This is a genomic window from Salinarchaeum sp. Harcht-Bsk1 (assembly GCF_000403645.1).
In the GTDB taxonomy this organism is placed as follows: domain Archaea; phylum Halobacteriota; class Halobacteria; order Halobacteriales; family Salinarchaeaceae; genus Salinarchaeum.
In genome coordinates this window covers 2,692,972-2,712,309 of the sequence record NC_021313.1, presented here as the reverse complement: position 1 = coordinate 2,712,309, position 19,338 = coordinate 2,692,972, and the positions used below count along the sequence as shown (strand labels likewise).

Sequence of the window (19,338 nt, the reverse complement as noted above, 5' to 3'; positions counted from 1 at the left end):
GGATCTTTTCTGACAACCGAACGATGTGCGAGCTGTGAACTACGACCTCGGGCTCGTTCGGACGGACCGGGGACGACGAATCGAACTCGGGCGTGAGGTCCCCGTCTCGGCTGCGGCTGCGTGGACGGTCCTCTCGGAGGTCGCCTACTGGAACGCGTGGGGGCCACCGGTGACCGACGTCGAGTATCCGGACGAGCGAGTCAGCCCGCAGACGAGTGGCCACGTCCGGGTGTTCGGTCTGTTCTGGGTTCCCTTTCGGATCGAGACGGTCGACGGGATGGAGTGGACCTGGTCCGTTCGGGGCATGACCCCGCCGGCCGACGGCCACGGCGTCGAGGATCTGGGCGACGGCCACAGCCGAGTCTTTCTCCAACTGCCGCTGTGGGCGCCGTGGTACCTGCTCGTGTGTGCGGTTGCACTGCGACGTCTCGGGAAGGTTGCCCGCCAGGAAGGGTCACGGCACTGAGCGGAGCGAACGAGGTCGCCCAGAGACGAGGGATTCGGGAGGCAGTCGCTCCTGCTCCGAATTGCAGTACCTTCAGGAGCCTCGCGGTCGTCGGTGCGGCCATGTCGGGAATCGTGTTCTTCCGGACCGAGCGCCGCTCCGAGGTGACCGCGTTCTACACAGACAGACTCGGGTTCGACCGCTGGCTCGAACAGGACGGCGGGTGCACCATCCTCCAGTACGACAATCTCCTCGTCGGATTCTGCGACTCGGACTCGACGGACACCGAGGGGATCGTCACGGTGGTTCTCGAGGACGAAGCGGCGGTCGACGACCTCTACCGCGAACTCTCCGATATCGCACACGACCCGCCCGAAGCGAACGACGAGTTCGAGATCTACCAGTTCTTCGCGGACGATCCCGACGGGAGAACGGTCGAGGTACAGACGTTTCGCAACCCGGCGCCGCCGACGAATTCGACGCGTTGAAACCGGCTTCGAGACCGGCTACGAGTCAGGTGATCCGGCGTTCCCCCTGGGGCGCATGGAGGATGCATACGAACAGGACACAGCGGTCGCTATCTCCGTGCGCTTGCCGTGCTAGATATCTGTCGAAAGTCGACTCCAGGTCGATCTAGACGGCATCAGTCTGTAGCCCATAACGCGCTGCCGTAGCGAGAACCTTCCGCCGACCCGAAATTGGCTATCAGACTTATACGGCTATACCTGATAGTTACTAGAGTATGGTCGCCTCCTTCGGCAGGAATACTACTTTCTCGAGTCCACCTGGTGACGAGGAGCCGATTTCTATTCTCCACGTCGACGACAACGTCGACTTCGGCGAGATGGCTGCCACGTTCATCGAACGGAATCACGACCGGTTCGACGTCGAAGTGGCAGCCAGTGCTACCGAAGGACTCGAGCGACTCGCTGAAGCGGACGTCGATTGCATCGTCAGCGACTACGAGATGCCCGGCATGAACGGGCTCGAATTTCTAGAAGCCGTGCGCGAAGAGCACCCCGGCCTGCCGTTTATCTTATTTACCGGAAAGGGTAGCGAGGATGTTGCAAGCGAGGCCATCTCGGCAGGCGTCACCGATTACCTCCAGAAGAAGTCCGGCTCCGACCAGTTCACCGTCCTGGCCAACCGTATCGAAAACGCGGTGACCCAGGCCAGAGCGGAACACCGCCTCGAGGAAAGTCAGCGACGCTTCCGGACGCTGCTCAGCAACGTCCCGGGAATGGCCTATCGCTGTCGAAACGAACGGGGCTGGCCGATGCGTTTCGTCAGCGACGGCTGTGCGGAACTCACGGGGTACGAGCGGTCGGACCTCGTCGACGGCGAGGTCAGTTACGGCCGAGACGTCGTGCATCCCGACGACCGCGATCGAGTCTGGGAATCCGTCCAGGACGCAGTAGCGGCGAGAGAGCCGTTCCGCGTCGAATATCGCATCCGGACTGCTGACGGCGCGGAGAAGTGGGTCTGGGAGCAGGGCCAGGGCGTGTTCGAAGACGGCGAACCCGTCGCTGTCGAGGGATTCATCACGGACGTCACGGACCGGAAGGAGTCGCAGGAACGACTCGAGTACCAGTCCTCGCTGCTGGAAGCACAGATGGAGACGACGATCGACGGGCTACTCATCGTCGACGAGGACCGGACTGTCGTCTCCTACAACGACCGGTTCGCCGAAATGTGGGAGATCCCTGAAGAACTGGTCGGCGCAGAATCGGAGGGAGCGTTGCTGGACTGGGCCGTCGAGAACAAGGTTGCGGAGCCGGAGGCGTTTCGAGATCATGTCGAGAAACTCTACGAAGGCACCGAGGAGACGAGTCGCGACGAAGTCCGGCTCACGGACGGCCGGGTCTTCGACCGCTATTCGGCGCCGGTCATCGGCGACGACGGCACCAACTACGGGCGCCTCTGGGTGTTCCGCGATATCACAGAGCGCAAAGAGCACGAGCAGGAACTCGAACGAAAAGAATTCCTGTTCGGTCGGGTCCAGGAAATCGCCGACGTCGGCGTCTGGGAGTTAGATCCAGAGACGGACGACCTCACCTGGTCCGACGGAATCCGTCACATCCACGGGGTCCCTGACGACTACGAACCGAACCTGGAGGACGCAATCGACTTCTATCACCCCGACGACCGCGACGACATCGCCAGTGCGGTCACCCGGGCAATCGAGGACGGAGAGGAGTACGACCTCGAATTGCGTATCGTCCGCCCCGACGGTACTGTCCGGGACATTCGTGCACGGGGCGAAGTGAGCACGGACGAACACGGGGAGACGGACCTCGTTCGGGGGGTCTTCCAGGATATCACCGAACAAAAGGAACGCGAGCGGAAACTCCAGATCTACGAGTACGCGTGCAGGTCCGCACTGAGCGGCATCGCGATCGCGAACTTCGATGGCGAGTTACGATCGGTCAATCCCGCCTTCTGTGAGATGTGGGGATACGAGGAGAAAGCGGACGTCGTCGGGCGATCGGTCACTGACTTCTGGGACGAGTGCAATGCCGCTACGAGCGTCGTCGACGCGGTCAAAGAGACGGGGAGCTGGGAAGGTGAGCTCAAAGCAGTTCGCGACGACGGAACCACCTTCGACGCCTACAGCTCGGCGAGCTACGTGACCAACGACGAGGGAGAATCGATCGCGCTCATGTCGTCGTTCGTCGATGTCACCGACCGAAAGCGACGCGAACGGGAACTCGAAGAGGAGCGCGAGAAATACGCGACGCTGGTGGAACAGAGCCACGACGGCGTCTTGATCATCCAGAACGCGGAGTTCGTCTTCGTCAACTCCCGGCTGGCGGCCATTACGGGCTACAAAGAAGCGGAACTCCGGGGGATGACGTTTGCCGATATTATCGCGCCGGAGGAGCGACGACGCATCCAGGAGCGGTACGAGCGACGACTGGATGGGGATGCTGACTCGCCGCCGTCGCGGTATACCCTGACTTTCGAGACCAAGGAGGGACGCGAGCGAGTCGCCGAAGTCAGTGCCGCTCGCATCCAGTACGAGGGCGCGCCGGCCGATCTCGCGTCGGTCCGGGACGTAACCGATCGAGAGCAGTACGAAGACAGGTTGGAACGGCTCAACGAGAAGTTGCAGGTGCTGAATCGGGTCGTTCGCCACGACATCCGCAACGACATGGCGATCATGCTCGGATGGGGCGAACAACTCGAAGCCCACGTCGACGACGCGGGAGCGGAGCACCTGGAGAAGATCCTCACGAGCGGCGAACATATCGTCGAGCTAACAGAGATTGCCCGTGACTACGTCGAGACGCTGACGAGCGAGGAGGAGGTCGACCTCAAGCCGACGCGATTACAGCAAGTACTCGCGAACGAAATCGCCCTCCGTCGGGAGGCGCACCCGGATGCAGAGATCAGCGTCGACGCACCGGTTCCGGACGTCGCTGTTCGGGCGAACGAGATGCTCTCCTCGGTGTTCCGGAACCTCTTGAACAACGCCGTTCAGCACAACGACGAGGACACCCCGATGGTCGAGATCGGTGCCGAAGAACGGGAAGACGACGTGTCCGTGGCGATCGCCGATAACGGACCGGGGATTCCTGAAGCCCAACGCGAGCGGATATTCGGGAGAGGTGAGATGAGTCTCGAAAGCAGCGGTACCGGCATCGGGCTCTATCTGGTCCAGACGCTCGTCGACCAGTACGGTGGTGATGTCAGGGTCGAAGACAACGAACCGGAAGGTGCAGTTTTCACTGTAACGCTTCCGAAAGTGGACTGACGTGGGTGGCACACTCGTCGACACTGGTTCCACTCGAGAGACCGACTGGGGAGTCTCGGATGGATCTGGTCGCTCGTCGAGAGGATATCCCAACGGGACGCTGCGTCGGCCGCTATTGAACTGGCTCTGTAGTCTGCTTCGGTGACGATTCCGACGGGCGAACGCTCGAGGTGCAGACGTTTTGGCATCCGACCTCGTCCTCGGCGGTCACTGAAAGAACGCCTACAGATCCCGCGAGGTAGCATGGCCGCCTGCGAAGAAGCACGACCGAAGGGTCGGATCCTACTACAGACCTTGGTATTGTGCGGGCAAAACATTTCCGCGTATTCTCGTCGAGAGGGAGCCGTCTGCGTAGCTTTAGGCACCAGCTACCTCCTCTTAAATATGATCACACGTAGAGGCCGACAGCCTCGTGGCGTTGGCCTCGTCGCCACGGCCGAAGTGGCCGGTCGCCCCTGTGAGCCGGTACGTGAACGCCAGGGAGACCGGGAGACCGTCGAGGACGTGATTGGCGGAGACCGTCTTCCCAGTACGGCGCCGTTCGAACTCTGGAGGGCCGCGCGATGGTGACGCTCACTCGCCGTCGACTGCTGATTCAGGGGACGTCGATTGCGGGAGGAGTGGCTCTGGCAGGGTGCATGGGCGACGACGGTGGCTCCGGAGACGGCGGTGCTGGCGGTGACAGCGGGAGTGACGGCGACGACGCGGGTGCAGCGGGGCATCCCTTCGATGTGCAGGCGTTCGAATTCACGAGGCGCCGCGCACGCCATTTCGATGACTACACCCCGCAGCCAGACGCCACGTACCGAGCGCGTGACACCGTCTGGATATACGTCGAAGTATCCAACGTGACGCCGGTGGCGTCAGGGCCCGAACTGGATTCGTCCTGGGAGTTCGTCTCCCCGAGCGGCGAGGTCGTCCTCTCGACGGAACAGCCGTTGAGGTTTCAGGCAGGAACCCTCGGCGAGCTACCAAACGAGGGGTTCGTCACCCAGGGGATCGACCTGACGGCAGCCGACCTTCCGACGTCTGGCGAGTATACGGTGCGAATGACGCTCACCGAACGGGAAAGGGACGACGTCGTCGAAGCGTCCAACACGGTGTCGATCCACATGTTCGAATTCGAAACCGTCGCGTTCACCGATGGCGAGCCCGCCGGCGACGGCTACGATCCGAAGCCGGGTCGAACCTACGCTCGGGGCGAAGACGTGTGGGTGTACACCCAGGTCGGGTACGCGCCAACCGACGACAGTGGACGTGCAGTGCTGCGGTACCAGTTCGACGTCGAGGCTCCGGACGGCGAAACCTGGAACGTGGATGACGCGGTCGAGGAATGGGAGCGCGTGCAGGAGGACGATCTGCTGATCTACGCGAGGGCATTCGTCACGTCGACGGACGACCCTGCCGGCGAGTATACGATGACGATCACGGTATCGGACGTCAATGGTGGAGCCCGCATCGAAACGACGGAGACCTTCGGCCTCGAGTGAGGAGTTCCACCCAGGAAGGGTCCCAGTGGCTCCAGGTCAAACGTCGGACGGTGAGGACCGCTGTGAAGGGAGCACAGGAGGCACCGCCGTCGCTATCTGCAGTCGACTTCCCCGTCGCGGACGTTTCCTGTTCAGGAGCCGCTCTGCCCGGAATTCGCGGCCAGAGAACTCTCCACCGTCGATGCGCCCTGGGACCGTGACGTGATCGAACTCGCGGAACAGTGAAGCGACAGAGCAAACTGAGATCCAGGCGGGTGGCGATCTCTGAACGGGCAATCGGCGAAGCAGTGAGCCAGCGAACGAGTCGATCGAACCCCGGAAGACCGCACTCCGGTAGCCAGCCGCCGCAGTACCTGGGAGACCACGCCATAGATAAGGTCGTGTGTTCCGAAGGGACACGCATGAGTAGCAACCGCATGGACGCCCTTGAAATCGCAGACTTCCTCGACACCCAGCACACCGGCGTCCTCGCAATGGGACGAGACGACGTCGGGTACGGAATCCCGCTCTCGTTTGCCTACGACGAGGACGGTCCATACGTCTACTTCCGACTGGCCTACGCGGACGGGGGACAGAAACGGGAGTTCGTCGAGGCAGCCGATTCGGTGGCGTTCGTGGTGCACGACGATACCGAGGAGGGGTGGAAGAGCGTCGTGGCCGAGGGGCCGATCGAGACGCAGTCGGAGACGACGTTCGACGCCCAGCTTATCGAGGCCACGAAGCAACTCGACATTCCGTACTTCTCCGTTCACGACCGACCTGCCGAGGGCCTCGAGTTCGTCATCGCTCGGATCGACGTCGCGGACCTGACAGGCGTGATCGAGGTCGGTTCGGATCGCTAACCGACGAAGACCGCCTTGAACGTCGGACCTCGTCGCGGTGCTCTGCGGCAGCCACGATCGTCGAAGGAGGCTGCAGCCGATGCAGTGCCGGACGCTCGAAGCGGTGTAGATCGGTGCGTCGAGTCGGTCTGGCCACGAGCGAGCGGGGATCTGACCGCGACTGGCATCGACAGGAACCCTCGCTATCACCCGGGAAAGATGGGCTTTACCCGGACCGCTTTCTCCGCTTCGCTATGGACACCACACCGCTCGGAGCAACCGGCGAGTCGGTCAGCGAACTGTGCCTCGGGCCGATGTACTTCGGCAGCAAGGTCGATCGGGAGACCTCTTTCGCGTTGCTCGACCGCTACTACGAGGCGGGCGGGCGCTTCCTCGACACTGCCAACATCTACGCGACGTGGGTCGACGGCTACGACGAGCCCGAGAGCGAACCGCTCGTCGGCGAGTGGCTCGCCGACCGGGGCGTGCGGGAGGAAATGACGATCGCGACGAAGCTTGGCTTCGGCTACCAGGACGTGCCGACGAGCCTCGATCCCGAACTCATTCACCAGGAGGTCGACCGCAGTCTGGAGCGCCTCGGCATCGACACGATCGATCTACTCTACGCCCACGTCGACGACCCCGACACGCCACAGATCGACGTGATGGAAGCCTTCGGCGAGGCCGTCGACGAAGGCAACGTCCGGCATCTCGGCGCGAGCAACGTCCCGGCCTGGCGCGTCGCGCGAGCGAACCGCATCGCCGCCGAACAGGGCCTTCCCCGGTTCGAGTGCGTCCAGCCTCGCTTCTCGTATCTGATCCCCGACCGGGACGCCGCTTTCGGCGGACAGCTGCCGACGACGGACGAACTCGTCGACTACTGCACACAGCACGACCTGACGCTCCTGCCGTACTCCCCGACGCTGCAGGGGTGTTACGGTCGCGACGACCGACCGATTCCCGACGGCTACGTCCGGTCGGAGAACCGCCAGAAGCTACGCGTGCTCGAGGACATCGCCGAGGAGAAGGGAGTGAATGGCAACACGGTCGCACTCGCCTGGCTGCTCGACCGAGACCAGCCGACCGTGCCTGTCCTCGGCGTCAGCACGCTCGACCAACTCGAGCAGAACCTCGCGGCCGCCGATCTCACCTTCACCGACGCCGAGCGCCACCGTCTGAACGAAATCGAGTCCTACGGCTTCGGCGAGTGGGACCAGCGGGGGTAAGGGCCGGTCGCTGCACCGTTCGCGGTGACGTCGGTCACTGCCCCTCGACGCGTGACTTCACGCCCCGGAGCATGCCGCGGGTCATCACGAACGTAACCGGATCGAGAACGACCTGACTGAGGAGACGAATCAACCGGTTCTCGGGCAGGCTGATTCGCGCCCTGACGAGAAGTCGCGTCCGGTCCTCGACGGACTCGAGTACGAATGCCCAGACCCACCACGGCGGCTGGTCGGGGCTCCGGAGCACGAGCGACCGATTGGGATCGATCGACGCCACCTCGAGTTTCGTCTCGGGGTACCGGTCTTCTCGAGCCAGTCGGACCGTGTCACCGACCGCGATATCCTGGTACTCGGGGACGATTTCGTCGGCGTTCTGGATGCCGAATCCGAGCGCGTTCTCCGCCCACGTGTAGCTGTAGAACCCACCGCGTTCCTGCCCGATCTGGACCAGCCAGGGCCAGACGTCCTCCGGGGGCGCATCGATGCCGATTGCCATCGTCGATTCCCCGTCTGGATCGGGGAGCACGTCGTCGCCTGGGAGGGGGCGGGCGCGTTCCGCTGCGTCCGACCCCCAGTTCATCATCCAGGGGCGGATTCCGAACCAGTAGATCGCCCCGAGGACGACAATAGCCACGAGCGTCCGGATGCGGCGTCCGGGGGTGGGCGACCGTTCCTCCCCCGTTGCAGGAGCGGTGCTTCGACGAGGTGGAGACGGGGGTACGAGTGGACTCATCTCGTCCAAAGAGACGGTTCGAAAACTGATAAAGCAGACTCCTGTCTAGCCGGGGAAGTTGCCGAGCAGGTGCGAGGATGCGACGATCGGGACGGAAGCAAGGCCGGTGGCAAAAATGGCGGTGGAAGGGACGCGTTTCGCGGCGTTCACTGCGGCGCACTGACCACCAGTCATCGGCAAAACCGCCGCCGAAACACAGGTATTACAGACCGATTCGCCAAGCAGGCCCAATCGATGATCGCCGAATCTGGCATCGCGTTCGCACTCGTCGCCGCAGTGGCCTGGGGGCTCGTTCTCTTCGGAAGCAAACGGTACTTCTCGCAGTTTCGCTCCGTGACCTTTCTCTCCGTCGCGTTCGCGTTCGCGGCGCTCTGGTACGCACCCGTGAGCGCTGCTGCGGCGCTGTCGGGCAGTGGGTCGGCGACGCTGTCGACGGAGGTCGTTGCTGTCGTGGTGGGAACGATCGGGCTGCTCACGCTGGCGCAGTACCTCATGTTCAAGGGAATCGAACTGGGCGAGGTCTCCTACGTCTCGCCGATTACGAGGGTCGCGCCCGTGTTCGTCGTCCCACTGGAGGTCGCACTGCTCGGCGAGCACCTGACGCCGCTCCAGCTCGCTGGCGTCGTCGTCGCGACCGGGGCCGTCTACGTCGCGAACTACGAGGGCGGGGACCTCCTCCTTCCGCTTCGGCGAGCCGTCACGTACACGCCCGGCCAGCTAGCGCTGGGCAGTGCACTCGTTCTCGCGGCGCTCAGCGTCTCCCAGCGCTACATGCTGCAGGAACTCGGCGTCGCTTCGACCGTCTGGATCGGCATCAAACTTGCCGGCGCGGCGGTGTTGCTCGCACCGCTCGGCTGGGTTCGCGCCGAGCGAACGGCGATCGTCGCTGCGTTGCCGCAGTTCGTCGTCCTCGGCGGCGTGCTGGCGCTCGCCGAGCACTTCATCGGGCGATCCTTCGCGACCCTCTCCGCCAGCGTCGCCGCACCGATCATCAGCGTGCAATCCATCGTCGCGGTCCTGCTCGGCGGCCTGGTGCTCCGGGAGGCGAACCTCGGCATTCGCCTCGTCGCCGCAGTGACCGCAATCGGTGGGATCACGCTGGTCGCGCTTCCCTGAGCGACGCCGTAGGACCTTCCGGAACGCCCCACAACCGTGGTCCCAGCCCTTCGAACAGCGGTACTCAGTCGACTGACTCGCCGACTGCGCCAGTCGCGTCGATCCGCTCCGGTGCCACCGACTCGTACTGCACGATCGCTTCGAAGTGCTCGATCGGGAACCGATCCCTGCTGGTGATGCCCCGAGCGTCAGGATCACGAAGCTCCCGGTCGACGAACCGTCGCGCGACGAGGGCCATCCGACCGTCGCCGTCGTCGAGCGCGCGGTCGGCTTCTTCGAGCAACAGCGCGGCGGTGAAGACCTCGAACACGTAGTGGGCGAGTCGCTTCGCCGAGAGCTGTGCGTACGCCTCGTCCTCGCTCGCCACCGTCGCGAGCGCCTCGGCGAGGTCGTGGTACTCCGCCTCGACGGTCGCGGCGGCGTCGGCGAGTTCGTCGCTGGACACGGCGTTCAGCCGTCGCTGCATCACGTCGAACAAGGGCTCGTGGGCGTCTTCGCGGTCGAGCGCCCGGAGGACGTCCAGCGAGAGGACGTTCTCGGTGCCCTCCCAGATCGGTAACACCTGGGCGTCGCGGAGCAGTCGGTGGGTGACGAAGTCGTTCACGTAGCCGTTGCCGCCCTGGATCTCCATCGCGTAGGAGGCGGTGTCGATCGCCATCCTCGCGGTGCGGAGCTTTGCGATCGGCGTGAGGAGCCTGAGCAGGCGGTACGCGTGCTGGGCATCGTCCGTGTCACCCTCGCCAGCGCGTTCGGCGCGCTCGCGCTCGGAGAGCAGTCGGCCAGCCTCATGCGTGAACGCCGTCGTCGCCTCGTAGTCCACGGCCATGTCCACGAGATCCTCGCGCATGAGCGGGTACTCGTCGATCGGCTGACCGAACGCCTCGCGATCGGCGGCCCGGATCTTGCTCTCCAGCAGCGATCGGCCCATGACCCCGCAGGCGGCTGCGGCGTTGGAGAGCCGTTCGAGGTTGAGCATCTCCGCCATCTGCTTGAACCCGTTCTCCTCCTCGCCGACGAGGAAGGCCGCGGTGTCGTCGAACTCGACCTCCCCGGTGGGCACCGCGATCGTTCCGAGTTTGTCCTTGAGTCGGCGGTACAGCTGGTCGTTGAGCGCCTCGGGCGGTGGTGCGCCGTCGAAATCGTTCCGGGCACCCTTCGTCAACACGTCGCCCTGCCAGGAAGTGCCACCCGGTCCGCCACCAGCATCAGCGTCCTGATCGGCGTCGATATGGGCTGCCGGGTCGCCGACCGGATCGCCGTGCGGGACGAGGAACATCGAGAGGCCGGCGGTCCCCTCCGGTGCGTCCTCCGTTCGTGCGAGTGCAAGCGTCCCCTCGGCGTCGATGTTCGAGCAGAACCACTTCTCGCCGGCGAGCCGCCAGCAATCCACCTCCTCGTCGTCGCTCGCGGTCGTCTCGATGGCGCCGACGTCGCTGCCGCCCTGCTCCTCGGTGAGGAACATCGCACCCTCGATCAGGTCGTCGTAGTCCCTGCTGACCAGCGCGTCGTAGTACGGCTCGAGTTCGCCGTCGTCGAACTTCTCGAGGACGAGCGCGGCGCCAGCAGTCATCGCGACGGGGCAGCCGAAGCCGCCGCCCTCGGCGTAGGACAGCAGCTGGAGCATCCCGAGGTAGTGCGAGATCGGCATCGGCTCGTCCCGGCCTGGCGGCGCCTCGAACGCGTCGGCGACGATACCGGCCTCGTAGACCGCCTGCTCGTTCTCGAACTGCTCGGCCGGGTACCGAACGAAGTTCTGGACCTCGCCGAACCGGTCGTAGGTATCGAGCTCGGGACCGTGGTCGTCGATGTAATCGGCGTTGTCGGCGACCGTGTGCCCGATCAGGTGGCCGAACTCGGAGAGGCGTGGCTCGGCCCACTCGTATTCGCCTGCGTCGTAGACCCGCCGGAGTTCGCGCTGGAGCGTCCGGTCGTACGTCCAGTAGTTCATGTGCCGGCCGCGGTCGAACTGGCCGTAGTCGAATCCCTCGTCCATGCTAGATTCCTGGGTTACTGTTCCAAAGATGATTATGGTCAACCACTCGCGTGGACGACGGCTCGCAAATCGGGCCGTCCCGCTCGACGCCGACCACCCGATGCCGGCTGGATGACGGCGACCGTCCGATGCCGGCTGGCCGACGGCGACCATCCACCGGCGAACGTACCAGGTGGTTCCAGCTGGCGGCCAGCTACCCCGTCACTGCCGCACGTTTATCGAACGTGGCGTGGTAAACTCCCCCATGGCGAAGGTCCACCGGACGAACGAACTCGCGGCCGCACTGGCGAACGACGACGTGGCGCTCGGCCTCCTCGACAACACGTACAGTCCGACGATCGTCGAGCTGTGTGGCGACCTCGGTCTCGATTTCGTCTGGCTCGACCTCGAACACGGCGGCCCTGATCCGTGGGACGGGCCGACGATAACGAACCTCCTCCGGGCGGCCGAGAGGACTGGTATCGAGCCCCTCGTCCGGCTCCCCGACACCGATCCGACGCTCGTCCGGAAGGCACTGGACCTCGGCGTCAGGAGCCTGTTTCTCCCCCGCGTCGACACTGCGGACGAGGTCCGCGAGGCGGTGAGATCCGCCAGATTTCGCTACCAGGACGGGGCCGGCGATCGTGGGCTGGCGGGACCGCGGGCCAGTCGCTGGGGACTCGCCGAGGACTACGTCGCCGCCGAGGACGACGAGACGCTCGTCGGCGTGACCATCGAGACGCGGGAAGCCGTCGAGAACCTCGAGGAAATCCTCGACGTCCCAGAGCTGGGTTTCGTCTTCGTCGGCCCGTTCGACCTCTCCGTCTCGCTGGGACACCCAGGCGAGCGAGAGCAACCGGACGTACAGGAAGCCGTCGAATCGATTCGCAGTAGGGCGATTTCCGCCGGCGTTCCAGTCGGCGGGCTCGGCTTCGGGATGGAGGACGTCAACGAGAAGGCCGCCGACGGCTACCAGCTGCTGCATCTCGGTAGCACGACCGGCGTCCTGCAGACGGCCGTCGGCGACTGGCTCGACGCCTTCGAGGGGTAATCGGGCGGAGGAGGGGAGGAAGAGGAAGCAGGGAGGAAGAAGCAGGGAGGAGGAAGAGGAAGAAGAGGAAGCAGGGAGGAACAGGCGTCCCTGCGCTGTGTACTATCCCCGCCGGAACAGCTGCCCCACGCTCCCCGAGAGCATTCGTGCCGGTCGCCGGAACAGCCCGGTGCCCCACAGCGCCACCGCGATTGCTCCGACGCTGTTGAAGGTGAGATCCTTCACGATGTCACTGACGCCGTACTGGGCGAGGACTTCGGCGCCAAACAGTCCTGCGCCGATGCCACTCGCGAACTCCAGAATCTCCCACAGAACGCCGACTGCGAGTACGAAGAGAACGATGAACGCGCCCCGAAACCGCGGCGAGAACGATACCTTGTCGGTGTGGAGTTCGATGCCGCGCGCAATGACGTAGCCAACGCCCGCAACGAGGGTCGACGACAGTGCGTGCGTAACCGTGTCGTACCAATCGGTCGTCTGGTATGGGCCGAGTGCCCCGACGGCGTGAAGCGTCGCCGCAAGCGAGATTAGGAGTGCCAGACCGGCGTGCATCGGGTAGCCGTACCGACGGCGAGCCACCACCGGTAGCAGCGTAAGAGCCAGGGGGACGGCGCTGTTGACGAAGAGCGTCGCCTGGACGGTCACGATCGAGTACCCGACGATGGCGACGAGTACGAGTTGGAGCGCCCTGATCGCCCACCGATACTTCGGTGCCTCCGTCACACCATCGGACGGATCGGCCTCCTCGACGACGTCGCTTGGATCGGACTCCTCGGCGGCGTCGGGATCGGACTCGTCGACGTCGCTTGGATCGGACTCGTCTGACGTCGCCGGGTCGGCGGTGTCCTCGGTCTGCCGGTCGGGCACCTCGGGGACGACGCCGACCGTCGGATCGATCCCGTCGTCGAGGTCTGACCCGTCGGCGTCGCCTCCCCCATCCTCCTGCGATCGCACGCGCCGGAAGGGAATCCCAAGTGGGGTCCGTGACAGTGGCGAGTCGCCACCGGTTTCCCGGAAGTAAACGCCGAAGACCACGCCCGCGACCGCACCGACGACCGTCGCGGTCACCAGACTGATATTCAACGCGCGCTGGCCGCCGATGAACTCCGTCCCCAGAAACAGGTCCGCCGCGAACTCGCCCATCGCCCAGATGCCGGCGAAGGCCATCGTCGTGATCACGACGAAGAGGACCGCGAACCGCGGGGCCATCTCGAGTGACGTGAAGGCGTCCAGCAAGAGGACGACCAGTAACGCGAGGCCGGCCAGCGTGACGAAGGGCGTCGCCTGCAGGAACGTGCCGGTGGCCCGGACGACGATCGGAATCGTCACCAGCGCCACGAGCTCCCCCGGGAGCGTCGTCGTGACGTCTCGCGCGAGCAACGGCGACAGGAGGACGACGCCGAGGACGAGGCCGACGAAGACGAGCCAGAGCCACTCCCTGGCTGCGAACAACGTCGCCGAGGCGAGGACCAGCACGACAGTGGAGAGCCACGCGACTGCGGCGTTGACCGACCTGTCGGCGAGAATTGCCCGAAAGTCGACCATATGATACGTACGGGACGAAGGCGGAAAAAGTTGCCACAGGCACCACCTCGACGCCCCCGAGCATCGCTCACTCGGCGACGATCCAACGGAGCGGGGTCGAGCGAGCGACCTCGTCGTACCTTCCCGATCGCCCCTGTACACGACGGTCGGGGAACCTGCCAAGGTCGCCCGGCGGACCTACCGGCGACCGCGTTCCGAGGAGTCGGCACGGGCTTCGAGTGTTCGGCCCGGCAATCCGGGTAAGCGGCGACAAACAGAGTAGCCTGACGAGGGACGTATACCGACCGATCAGCGGTCAATCCGTTCGGACGACCGTTCACCACTTCCATCGCACCACGACGATTCCACCGGGATACCGCTCGATTCAGACCGACCGCGGCACCCCACGCGGAGACGCCCCACAGTACCAATGGACGCGTTCGCCACGAACGACGGCGACAGGCTGCTCTGGATCGCAGTCGGAGTCGTGGTGGCGTTCCTGATCGTCCTCGCCCTGTTCCGGTTCATCGGCACGTTCGTCGCTGCCGTCTTTCTCTACTACGCGACGCGGCCGATCCACCGGCGCATCGACGAGCGCGTCGCCCGTCCCAATCTCGCCGTCGCACTCGCCCTGTTCGTCGTCCTGGTCCCGATGGCACTCGTCGTCGGCTACGCGCTGTTCCTCATCGCAGAGGAGCTCGCGGGCCTCGTCTCGGGGGGTGCATTCAGTTCGCTCGAGCCGTACCTGCAGCCCTACCTTCGCCTCGCGAGGCGCGGGGAGTTCCGGGCCCTCGGTGAAGCGATATCGCAGTCTGGTGGGAGCGGGACGTCGGCCAGTGGAAGGTTGCAAACGCTGGGGGACAGCATCTTCGACGTCGCGTCGCTCGTGTTCGGCGTGATTGCGAAGGTCTTCCTCTTGAGCGCCTTCCTGTTCTACCTGTTGCGAGACGGATCCGACGTCAGGGACTGGTTCTACGAGAGCGTCGACCACGACGAGCGCATCGTCGCATTCACGCAGGCCGTCGACGAGGACCTCGAGATCGTCTTCTTCAACAACTTCGTGCTAGTCGTCCTCACCTCGATCGAGGCGGCGGTGTTCTACTACGCGATGAACCTCCTCGTCCCTGGCGACCCGATCGTCGAGACGCCGGTGTTGCTGGGCGCACTGATCGGGATCGGGACGATCATCCCGGTCGTCGGGATGAAGATCGTCTACCTGCCATACGCAGCCGTCTTATTCGTCCAGGCAGCGACGACCGACACCCCTCTCTGGCACCCGCTCGTGTTCCTCGGCGTCTCGGCGATCGTCATCGACACCATTCCCGACGTCTTCATCCGAACCTACCTCTCCGCACGAAGCTCGATCCACATGGGATTGATCCTTCTCGGGTACGTCCTCGGGTCGATGGCATTCGGCTGGTACGGGCTCTTCCTCGGACCGATCGTCGTCGTGATCTTCTATCACTTCGCGCATACTACGTTTCCGTGGCTCGCAACGGCCTACCTCGAGGGCGACAGCCACTGGTGAGCCGCGACGCAGTAGTGGCAGTCGTAGACGACGCGACGCAGTAGCGGCAGTCGTAGACGACGCGACGCAGTAGCGGCAGTCGTGGAATCGCCAACGGCGGTGGATTGCTGCACCGGTGGCGTGACGCAACTGCGGGATCGCTGACTCGATAGCGGTCGTCTGCCAGTGGCGCACGCCTCGATCCGTGCAGGTGTCGTCGATGCAACGTTTATTCCAGTACATACGGCCGCAACGAACATTTAGGAGCGTCGCGGCCGTCGCTCAGACTCGCCATGGCGGACTACGCCCTCCACGAGCCTGACTACTCCGGAACGACGACCCAGGACTGGGACGCTCCGCAGGAATCCGACTTCGACACCGACGACCTCGGCGACATCGCCGACCACTTCCTGCTCTCGGCGTCGGGGTTCCCGCCCGAGAACTTCACCGACCTCAAGCTTCCCGTGGTCGATCCCGACGGGAAGCTGAACGAGAACGCGCTCCAGAGCGCCCACGGTGGGGCCCACAGCGTCGACGAGATCGACGGAATCGACGACGAGACCGCCGCGGATACCAAAGACGCGATCGAGGACCTGGCCCGGGACGGCTTCCACGAAGACCTCGGATCCTAACGGTGGCCGTCGTCGACGGCGGCAATGCCGCCATCGATCGCCGCCAGCACCGCATCGAGGTGCTCCTCCCGCGATTCGGAGTTGAACAGCTCGTGACCGCCGTCGTAGGCGATTCGGTTCGCCTCTGGCACCGTCCGCTCGATCGTCGGAGCGTCGACGATCGGATCGTCAGGCGTGTAGAACACGGCGTCGCGGTCGTCGTACGGCGGCATCGCTCGCTGGGCCCGGCGCGCCTCGCGGAGGAACGTCGGCGCGGCAAAGGACGGGAGGTCGGCCATTCGCTCGTCGGTGGTGTACTCGCCGAGGTCCTCGCGATCCGAACTCGCGGGGAGGATCGGCCACGGGACGGGGAGCAGGGACAGCCAGCGGACGATCGGATTCTGGAGGTCCTCGTGAAATCCCCACCAGGGGCTGAGGTAGGTGCGGGAAAGCAGTGACTCGTCGGCAGGAATGTACCGCGTGATCAGTCCGCCCGTGCTATGGCTGAGCAGGCGGTAGGTCTCGAGGTCCGCGAGGTGGGCCTCGACCGGGTCGAGGTACTGGCGCTCGAAGTCGCTGATCGTCCGCGGGATCTCGAAGACGTCCAGCGAGTAGCCGGCGTCGATCAGGTGCTCACAGAGCCACTGGACGCCCTCGTGTTCGGGGCGGTTGCCCCAGCCGAGGACGAACACGAGGCGCTCGTCACCGTCGCCGTACTGGACCCGGCGCATACACGGAGGTCGACGGAACGGGAAATAAAGGTCGGGGCGGCTTCGGGCGCGAGCCCGTGGCGATCGGCGCGGGTACGGAGCCGTCGGTGGAACGCTACTCCTCGGCGGCGTACTCCTTCTCGAAGCCGCGGAACTCGGTGCGGTGGGCTTCCTCGTCTGCGAGGATCGTCACCGCGAGGTCCTCGGTGACGGGGTCGTCGGCGTCTTCGGCGGCGTCGATCAGATCGCGGTACGTGTCGATGGCGTCTTCCTCGGCGTCGAGGACGCCGCGGATGACCGAGAGGACGTCCGTCGAATCGTCCGGCGGCTGGAGGGTCTCCTGGTGAGCGACGAAATCGGCCGAACTCGGCGGGCGGGCGTCGAGTTGCTTGAGCCGCTGGCCGAGTTGCTGGGCGTGGCCCAGTTCTTCTTGAATGTCGGCCTGCAGACTCTCCTTGATCTCCTCGGCCCGCACGCCGTCGAGGACGATCGCGTTCGTCTGGTAGTTCATTACGGTCTCCATCTCGTCGCCGTACGCCTTGCGGAGGAGCTCCACGACGCGGTCTGAGGACATGCGTCCAGCAGTACGGTCGCGGTGGTAATGGAAGTTGGGCCGAACGACGACGCTTCAGGATCGGCGACGCCCGTCCGGATCCGGAAAACGCGGGTGTGTCGCCAGCGAGCGAAGCCAGGCTGCTCGCCGTGGCGAGATCAGTGGTAGGACTGCTCGCCGGCCTCGATCGGCACCTCGAGCCAGTTCTCGGTGGGCGGCAGCGGACACTCGTAGTGGTCGGAGTACGCGCAGGTCGGGTTGTACGCCTCGTTGAAGTCGAGGACCCAGCGGCCGCTCTCGAGCAGGTGCTCGTCCGGTTCCAGATCCAGGTACCGGCCTGCGCCGTACGTCGCTTCGCCACTCGTCTCGTCGCGAAACGGGACCCAGAGCCGGTCCTGATCGGGATCGCTCTTGTAGGCCTGGAGCGTCACGTCCTCGCCGTCGACGGCGAACCGGAACTCGCCCCACTCGAGGTAGCGCTGCTCCCCGCCCGTGCTCGTGCCGACCACGACCTCGTCGGGGTCGTCGTATTCGTGGAGTTCGAGTTCGTAGCGTAGCGACTCCTCCGGCGGATAGTAGGATAGTCCGTCGAAGCCCTCGCGTTCCGGCGCGGGGATGGGAGAGTGTGGGTTCGAACCGAAGTACTCGTCCTTCGCGGCACGCTCGGATCGAAGCTCGGCTTTCCAGTCAGTGGCCATAGCTGGGACTACGGGATGGACGAATACAGTCGCTTCGCTGCCAGCCAAGCGTCGGGAATCGATCCATCTTGCCCCGAAGATTACGGGCGTGGACGCCGTTCACCACGACGAGGATGCGCGAACTGGGAAGACTGCGATCGAGTGCCGTGAACGTTGCCGTTCGACGACGGGCCGAGCGCCCGTGATCGTCGAACTCGTTGGGATGCTCGCGGGGCTCGCACTCCTGTTGCTCGGCGCCGATCGCACCGTGCGAGAGGCCGGCGAGCTGGCGTTGTACTACGGCGTCTCCGGATTCTTCGTCGGCGTGACGGTTATCTCGATCGGCACCTCCATCCCGGAGATGACGACGTCGCTGTACGGGGCCTACTACGGTGCGGGCGACCTCGTCGTCGGCAACGTCGTCGGCTCCGAGACGGCGCAGATCACGCTCGCGATCGGCATCGTCGCGATGATCTCGCCGATCGTCGCGGAGCGGCGCAACGTGGTGCTCTACGGCGGCGCGATGGTGCTCGCGATGATCATCATGATCCTCACGCTCGAGGACGGCATCACCCGATCCGAAGGGTTCCTGATGATGCTGGCGTACGCGATCTTCGTTCACGACCTCTACTCGAACGAGGGCGGCAAGGAGATTACCGAGGAGGTCATCGGAGAACAGCGACCGCCCTCGAAGACGGTGCCGTGGATCGTCGCCGGCCTCGGCCTCGTCGTCGCTGGCGGGTACCTGCTGGTGACGAACGCCGCCGACCTCGCGCGGACGCTCGGCGTTCCGGCCTACCTGTTGGGGCTGCTGATCGGCCTGGGGACGACCACGCCGGAGATCGCCGTTGCTGGCGTGGCCGCGAAGCGCGGTGATGGCGGCATCTCGGTCGGGTCCCTCCTGGGGAGCAACATTACCGACCCAGTCTTCTCGCTCGGAATCGGCGCACTGGTCGCGGACGTCACCGTCACCGATCCGGCCGCAGTGTACCTGTCGGCCGGCTACATGCTGGGAGTCTCGGGGCTGGTGCTCGGCCTGCTCTACTGGAGACGGGGGATCACTCGGCGGACAGCGGTCCTCTGCATGCTCGCCTACCTGCCGGCCTTCGTATTCCTCTGAAAGCCTGCCTTACCCGAGCGCGTGCCCC

The 19,338-nt window shown here is 64.8% G+C and carries 17 protein-coding genes; 11 read left to right on the top strand and 6 right to left on the bottom strand.

Annotated features, from left to right (window positions below):
- The first annotated feature begins 34 nt into the window (after positions 1–34).
- The 6 genes from L593_RS12475 to L593_RS12445 all read left to right on the top strand — a co-directional run bounded on the left by L593_RS12475 (position 35) and on the right by L593_RS12445 (position 7,736).
- Positions 35–466, top strand: coding sequence for an SRPBCC family protein (locus L593_RS12475; RefSeq protein ID WP_020447328.1), 432 nt, complete (start codon positions 35–37; stop codon positions 464–466).
- 101 nt (positions 467–567) lie between these two features.
- Entirely contained in the window at positions 568–933 is a 366-nt protein-coding gene (locus L593_RS12470; protein ID WP_020447327.1) for a glyoxalase/bleomycin resistance protein/dioxygenase, read from the top strand.
- Between the two features lie 254 nt (positions 934–1,187).
- Entirely contained in the window at positions 1,188–4,199 is a 3,012-nt protein-coding gene (locus L593_RS15410; RefSeq protein ID WP_020447326.1) for a PAS domain S-box protein, read from the top strand.
- A gap of 638 nt (positions 4,200–4,837) precedes the next feature.
- Positions 4,838–5,689, top strand: coding sequence for a hypothetical protein (locus tag L593_RS12455; protein ID WP_020447325.1), 852 nt, complete (start codon positions 4,838–4,840; stop codon positions 5,687–5,689).
- Positions 5,690–6,090: 401 nt separating this feature from the next.
- Complete coding sequence (locus tag L593_RS12450) at positions 6,091–6,531, top strand: pyridoxamine 5'-phosphate oxidase family protein (protein WP_081638712.1); 441 nt, start codon at positions 6,091–6,093, stop codon at positions 6,529–6,531.
- Positions 6,532–6,764: 233 nt separating this feature from the next.
- Positions 6,765–7,736: an aldo/keto reductase gene (locus tag L593_RS12445; RefSeq protein ID WP_020447323.1), complete on the top strand. Its 972-nt coding sequence runs from the start codon at positions 6,765–6,767 to the stop codon at positions 7,734–7,736.
- A 34-nt stretch (positions 7,737–7,770) separates the two neighbouring features.
- On the opposite strand, the gene L593_RS12440 is transcribed toward L593_RS12445, so the two are convergent.
- A complete protein-coding gene (locus tag L593_RS12440) occupies positions 7,771–8,370 on the bottom strand; it encodes a hypothetical protein (protein ID WP_020447322.1) in 600 nt (199 codons plus the stop codon).
- A 333-nt stretch (positions 8,371–8,703) separates the two neighbouring features.
- Here L593_RS12440 and L593_RS12435 point away from each other — a divergent pair, with 333 nt between their 5' ends.
- The gene (locus L593_RS12435; protein ID WP_020447321.1) at positions 8,704–9,585 is read left to right on the top strand and encodes a DMT family transporter; all 882 of its coding nucleotides are present in this window, start codon (positions 8,704–8,706) and stop codon (positions 9,583–9,585) included.
- A gap of 64 nt (positions 9,586–9,649) precedes the next feature.
- Here L593_RS12435 and L593_RS12430 read toward each other — a convergent pair whose 3' ends face one another.
- Complete coding sequence (locus L593_RS12430) at positions 9,650–11,578, bottom strand: acyl-CoA dehydrogenase family protein (RefSeq protein WP_020447320.1); 1,929 nt, start codon at positions 11,576–11,578, stop codon at positions 9,650–9,652.
- 244 nt (positions 11,579–11,822) lie between these two features.
- Between L593_RS12430 and L593_RS12425 the strand changes: the two genes are divergently transcribed.
- On the top strand, positions 11,823–12,608 hold the full coding sequence (locus tag L593_RS12425; RefSeq protein WP_020447319.1) for an HpcH/HpaI aldolase/citrate lyase family protein: 786 nt from the start codon (positions 11,823–11,825) through the stop codon (positions 12,606–12,608).
- Between the two features lie 102 nt (positions 12,609–12,710).
- Here L593_RS12425 and L593_RS16100 read toward each other — a convergent pair whose 3' ends face one another.
- Positions 12,711–14,153 (bottom strand): hypothetical protein, encoded by a 1,443-nt coding sequence (locus L593_RS16100; RefSeq protein ID WP_020447318.1) that lies wholly within the window; start codon positions 14,151–14,153, stop codon positions 12,711–12,713.
- Positions 14,154–14,562: 409 nt separating this feature from the next.
- Between L593_RS16100 and L593_RS12415 the strand changes: the two genes are divergently transcribed.
- Together L593_RS12415 and L593_RS12410 are read left to right on the top strand one after the other, a co-directional pair.
- Positions 14,563–15,660 (top strand): AI-2E family transporter, encoded by a 1,098-nt coding sequence (locus tag L593_RS12415; protein ID WP_020447317.1) that lies wholly within the window; start codon positions 14,563–14,565, stop codon positions 15,658–15,660.
- Positions 15,661–15,932: 272 nt separating this feature from the next.
- Complete coding sequence (locus tag L593_RS12410; RefSeq protein ID WP_020447316.1) at positions 15,933–16,271, top strand: hypothetical protein; 339 nt, start codon at positions 15,933–15,935, stop codon at positions 16,269–16,271.
- Here the strand turns inward: L593_RS12410 and L593_RS12405 are convergent.
- The 3 genes from L593_RS12405 to L593_RS12395 form a co-directional block, all read right to left on the bottom strand.
- On the bottom strand, positions 16,268–16,981 hold the full coding sequence (locus L593_RS12405; RefSeq protein WP_020447315.1) for a hypothetical protein: 714 nt from the start codon (positions 16,979–16,981) through the stop codon (positions 16,268–16,270). The genes L593_RS12410 and L593_RS12405 overlap by 4 nt on opposite strands.
- Before the next feature lie 94 nt (positions 16,982–17,075).
- Positions 17,076–17,534 (bottom strand): ferritin-like domain-containing protein, encoded by a 459-nt coding sequence (locus L593_RS12400; RefSeq protein WP_020447314.1) that lies wholly within the window; start codon positions 17,532–17,534, stop codon positions 17,076–17,078.
- A 137-nt stretch (positions 17,535–17,671) separates the two neighbouring features.
- Positions 17,672–18,211: a DUF1684 domain-containing protein gene (locus L593_RS12395; RefSeq protein ID WP_020447313.1), complete on the bottom strand. Its 540-nt coding sequence runs from the start codon at positions 18,209–18,211 to the stop codon at positions 17,672–17,674.
- A gap of 202 nt (positions 18,212–18,413) precedes the next feature.
- On the opposite strand from L593_RS12395, the gene L593_RS12390 reads away from it, so the two are divergent.
- The gene (locus L593_RS12390) at positions 18,414–19,310 is read left to right on the top strand and encodes a sodium:calcium antiporter (RefSeq protein WP_187292657.1); all 897 of its coding nucleotides are present in this window, start codon (positions 18,414–18,416) and stop codon (positions 19,308–19,310) included.
- The last annotated feature ends 28 nt before the right edge of the window (positions 19,311–19,338 follow it).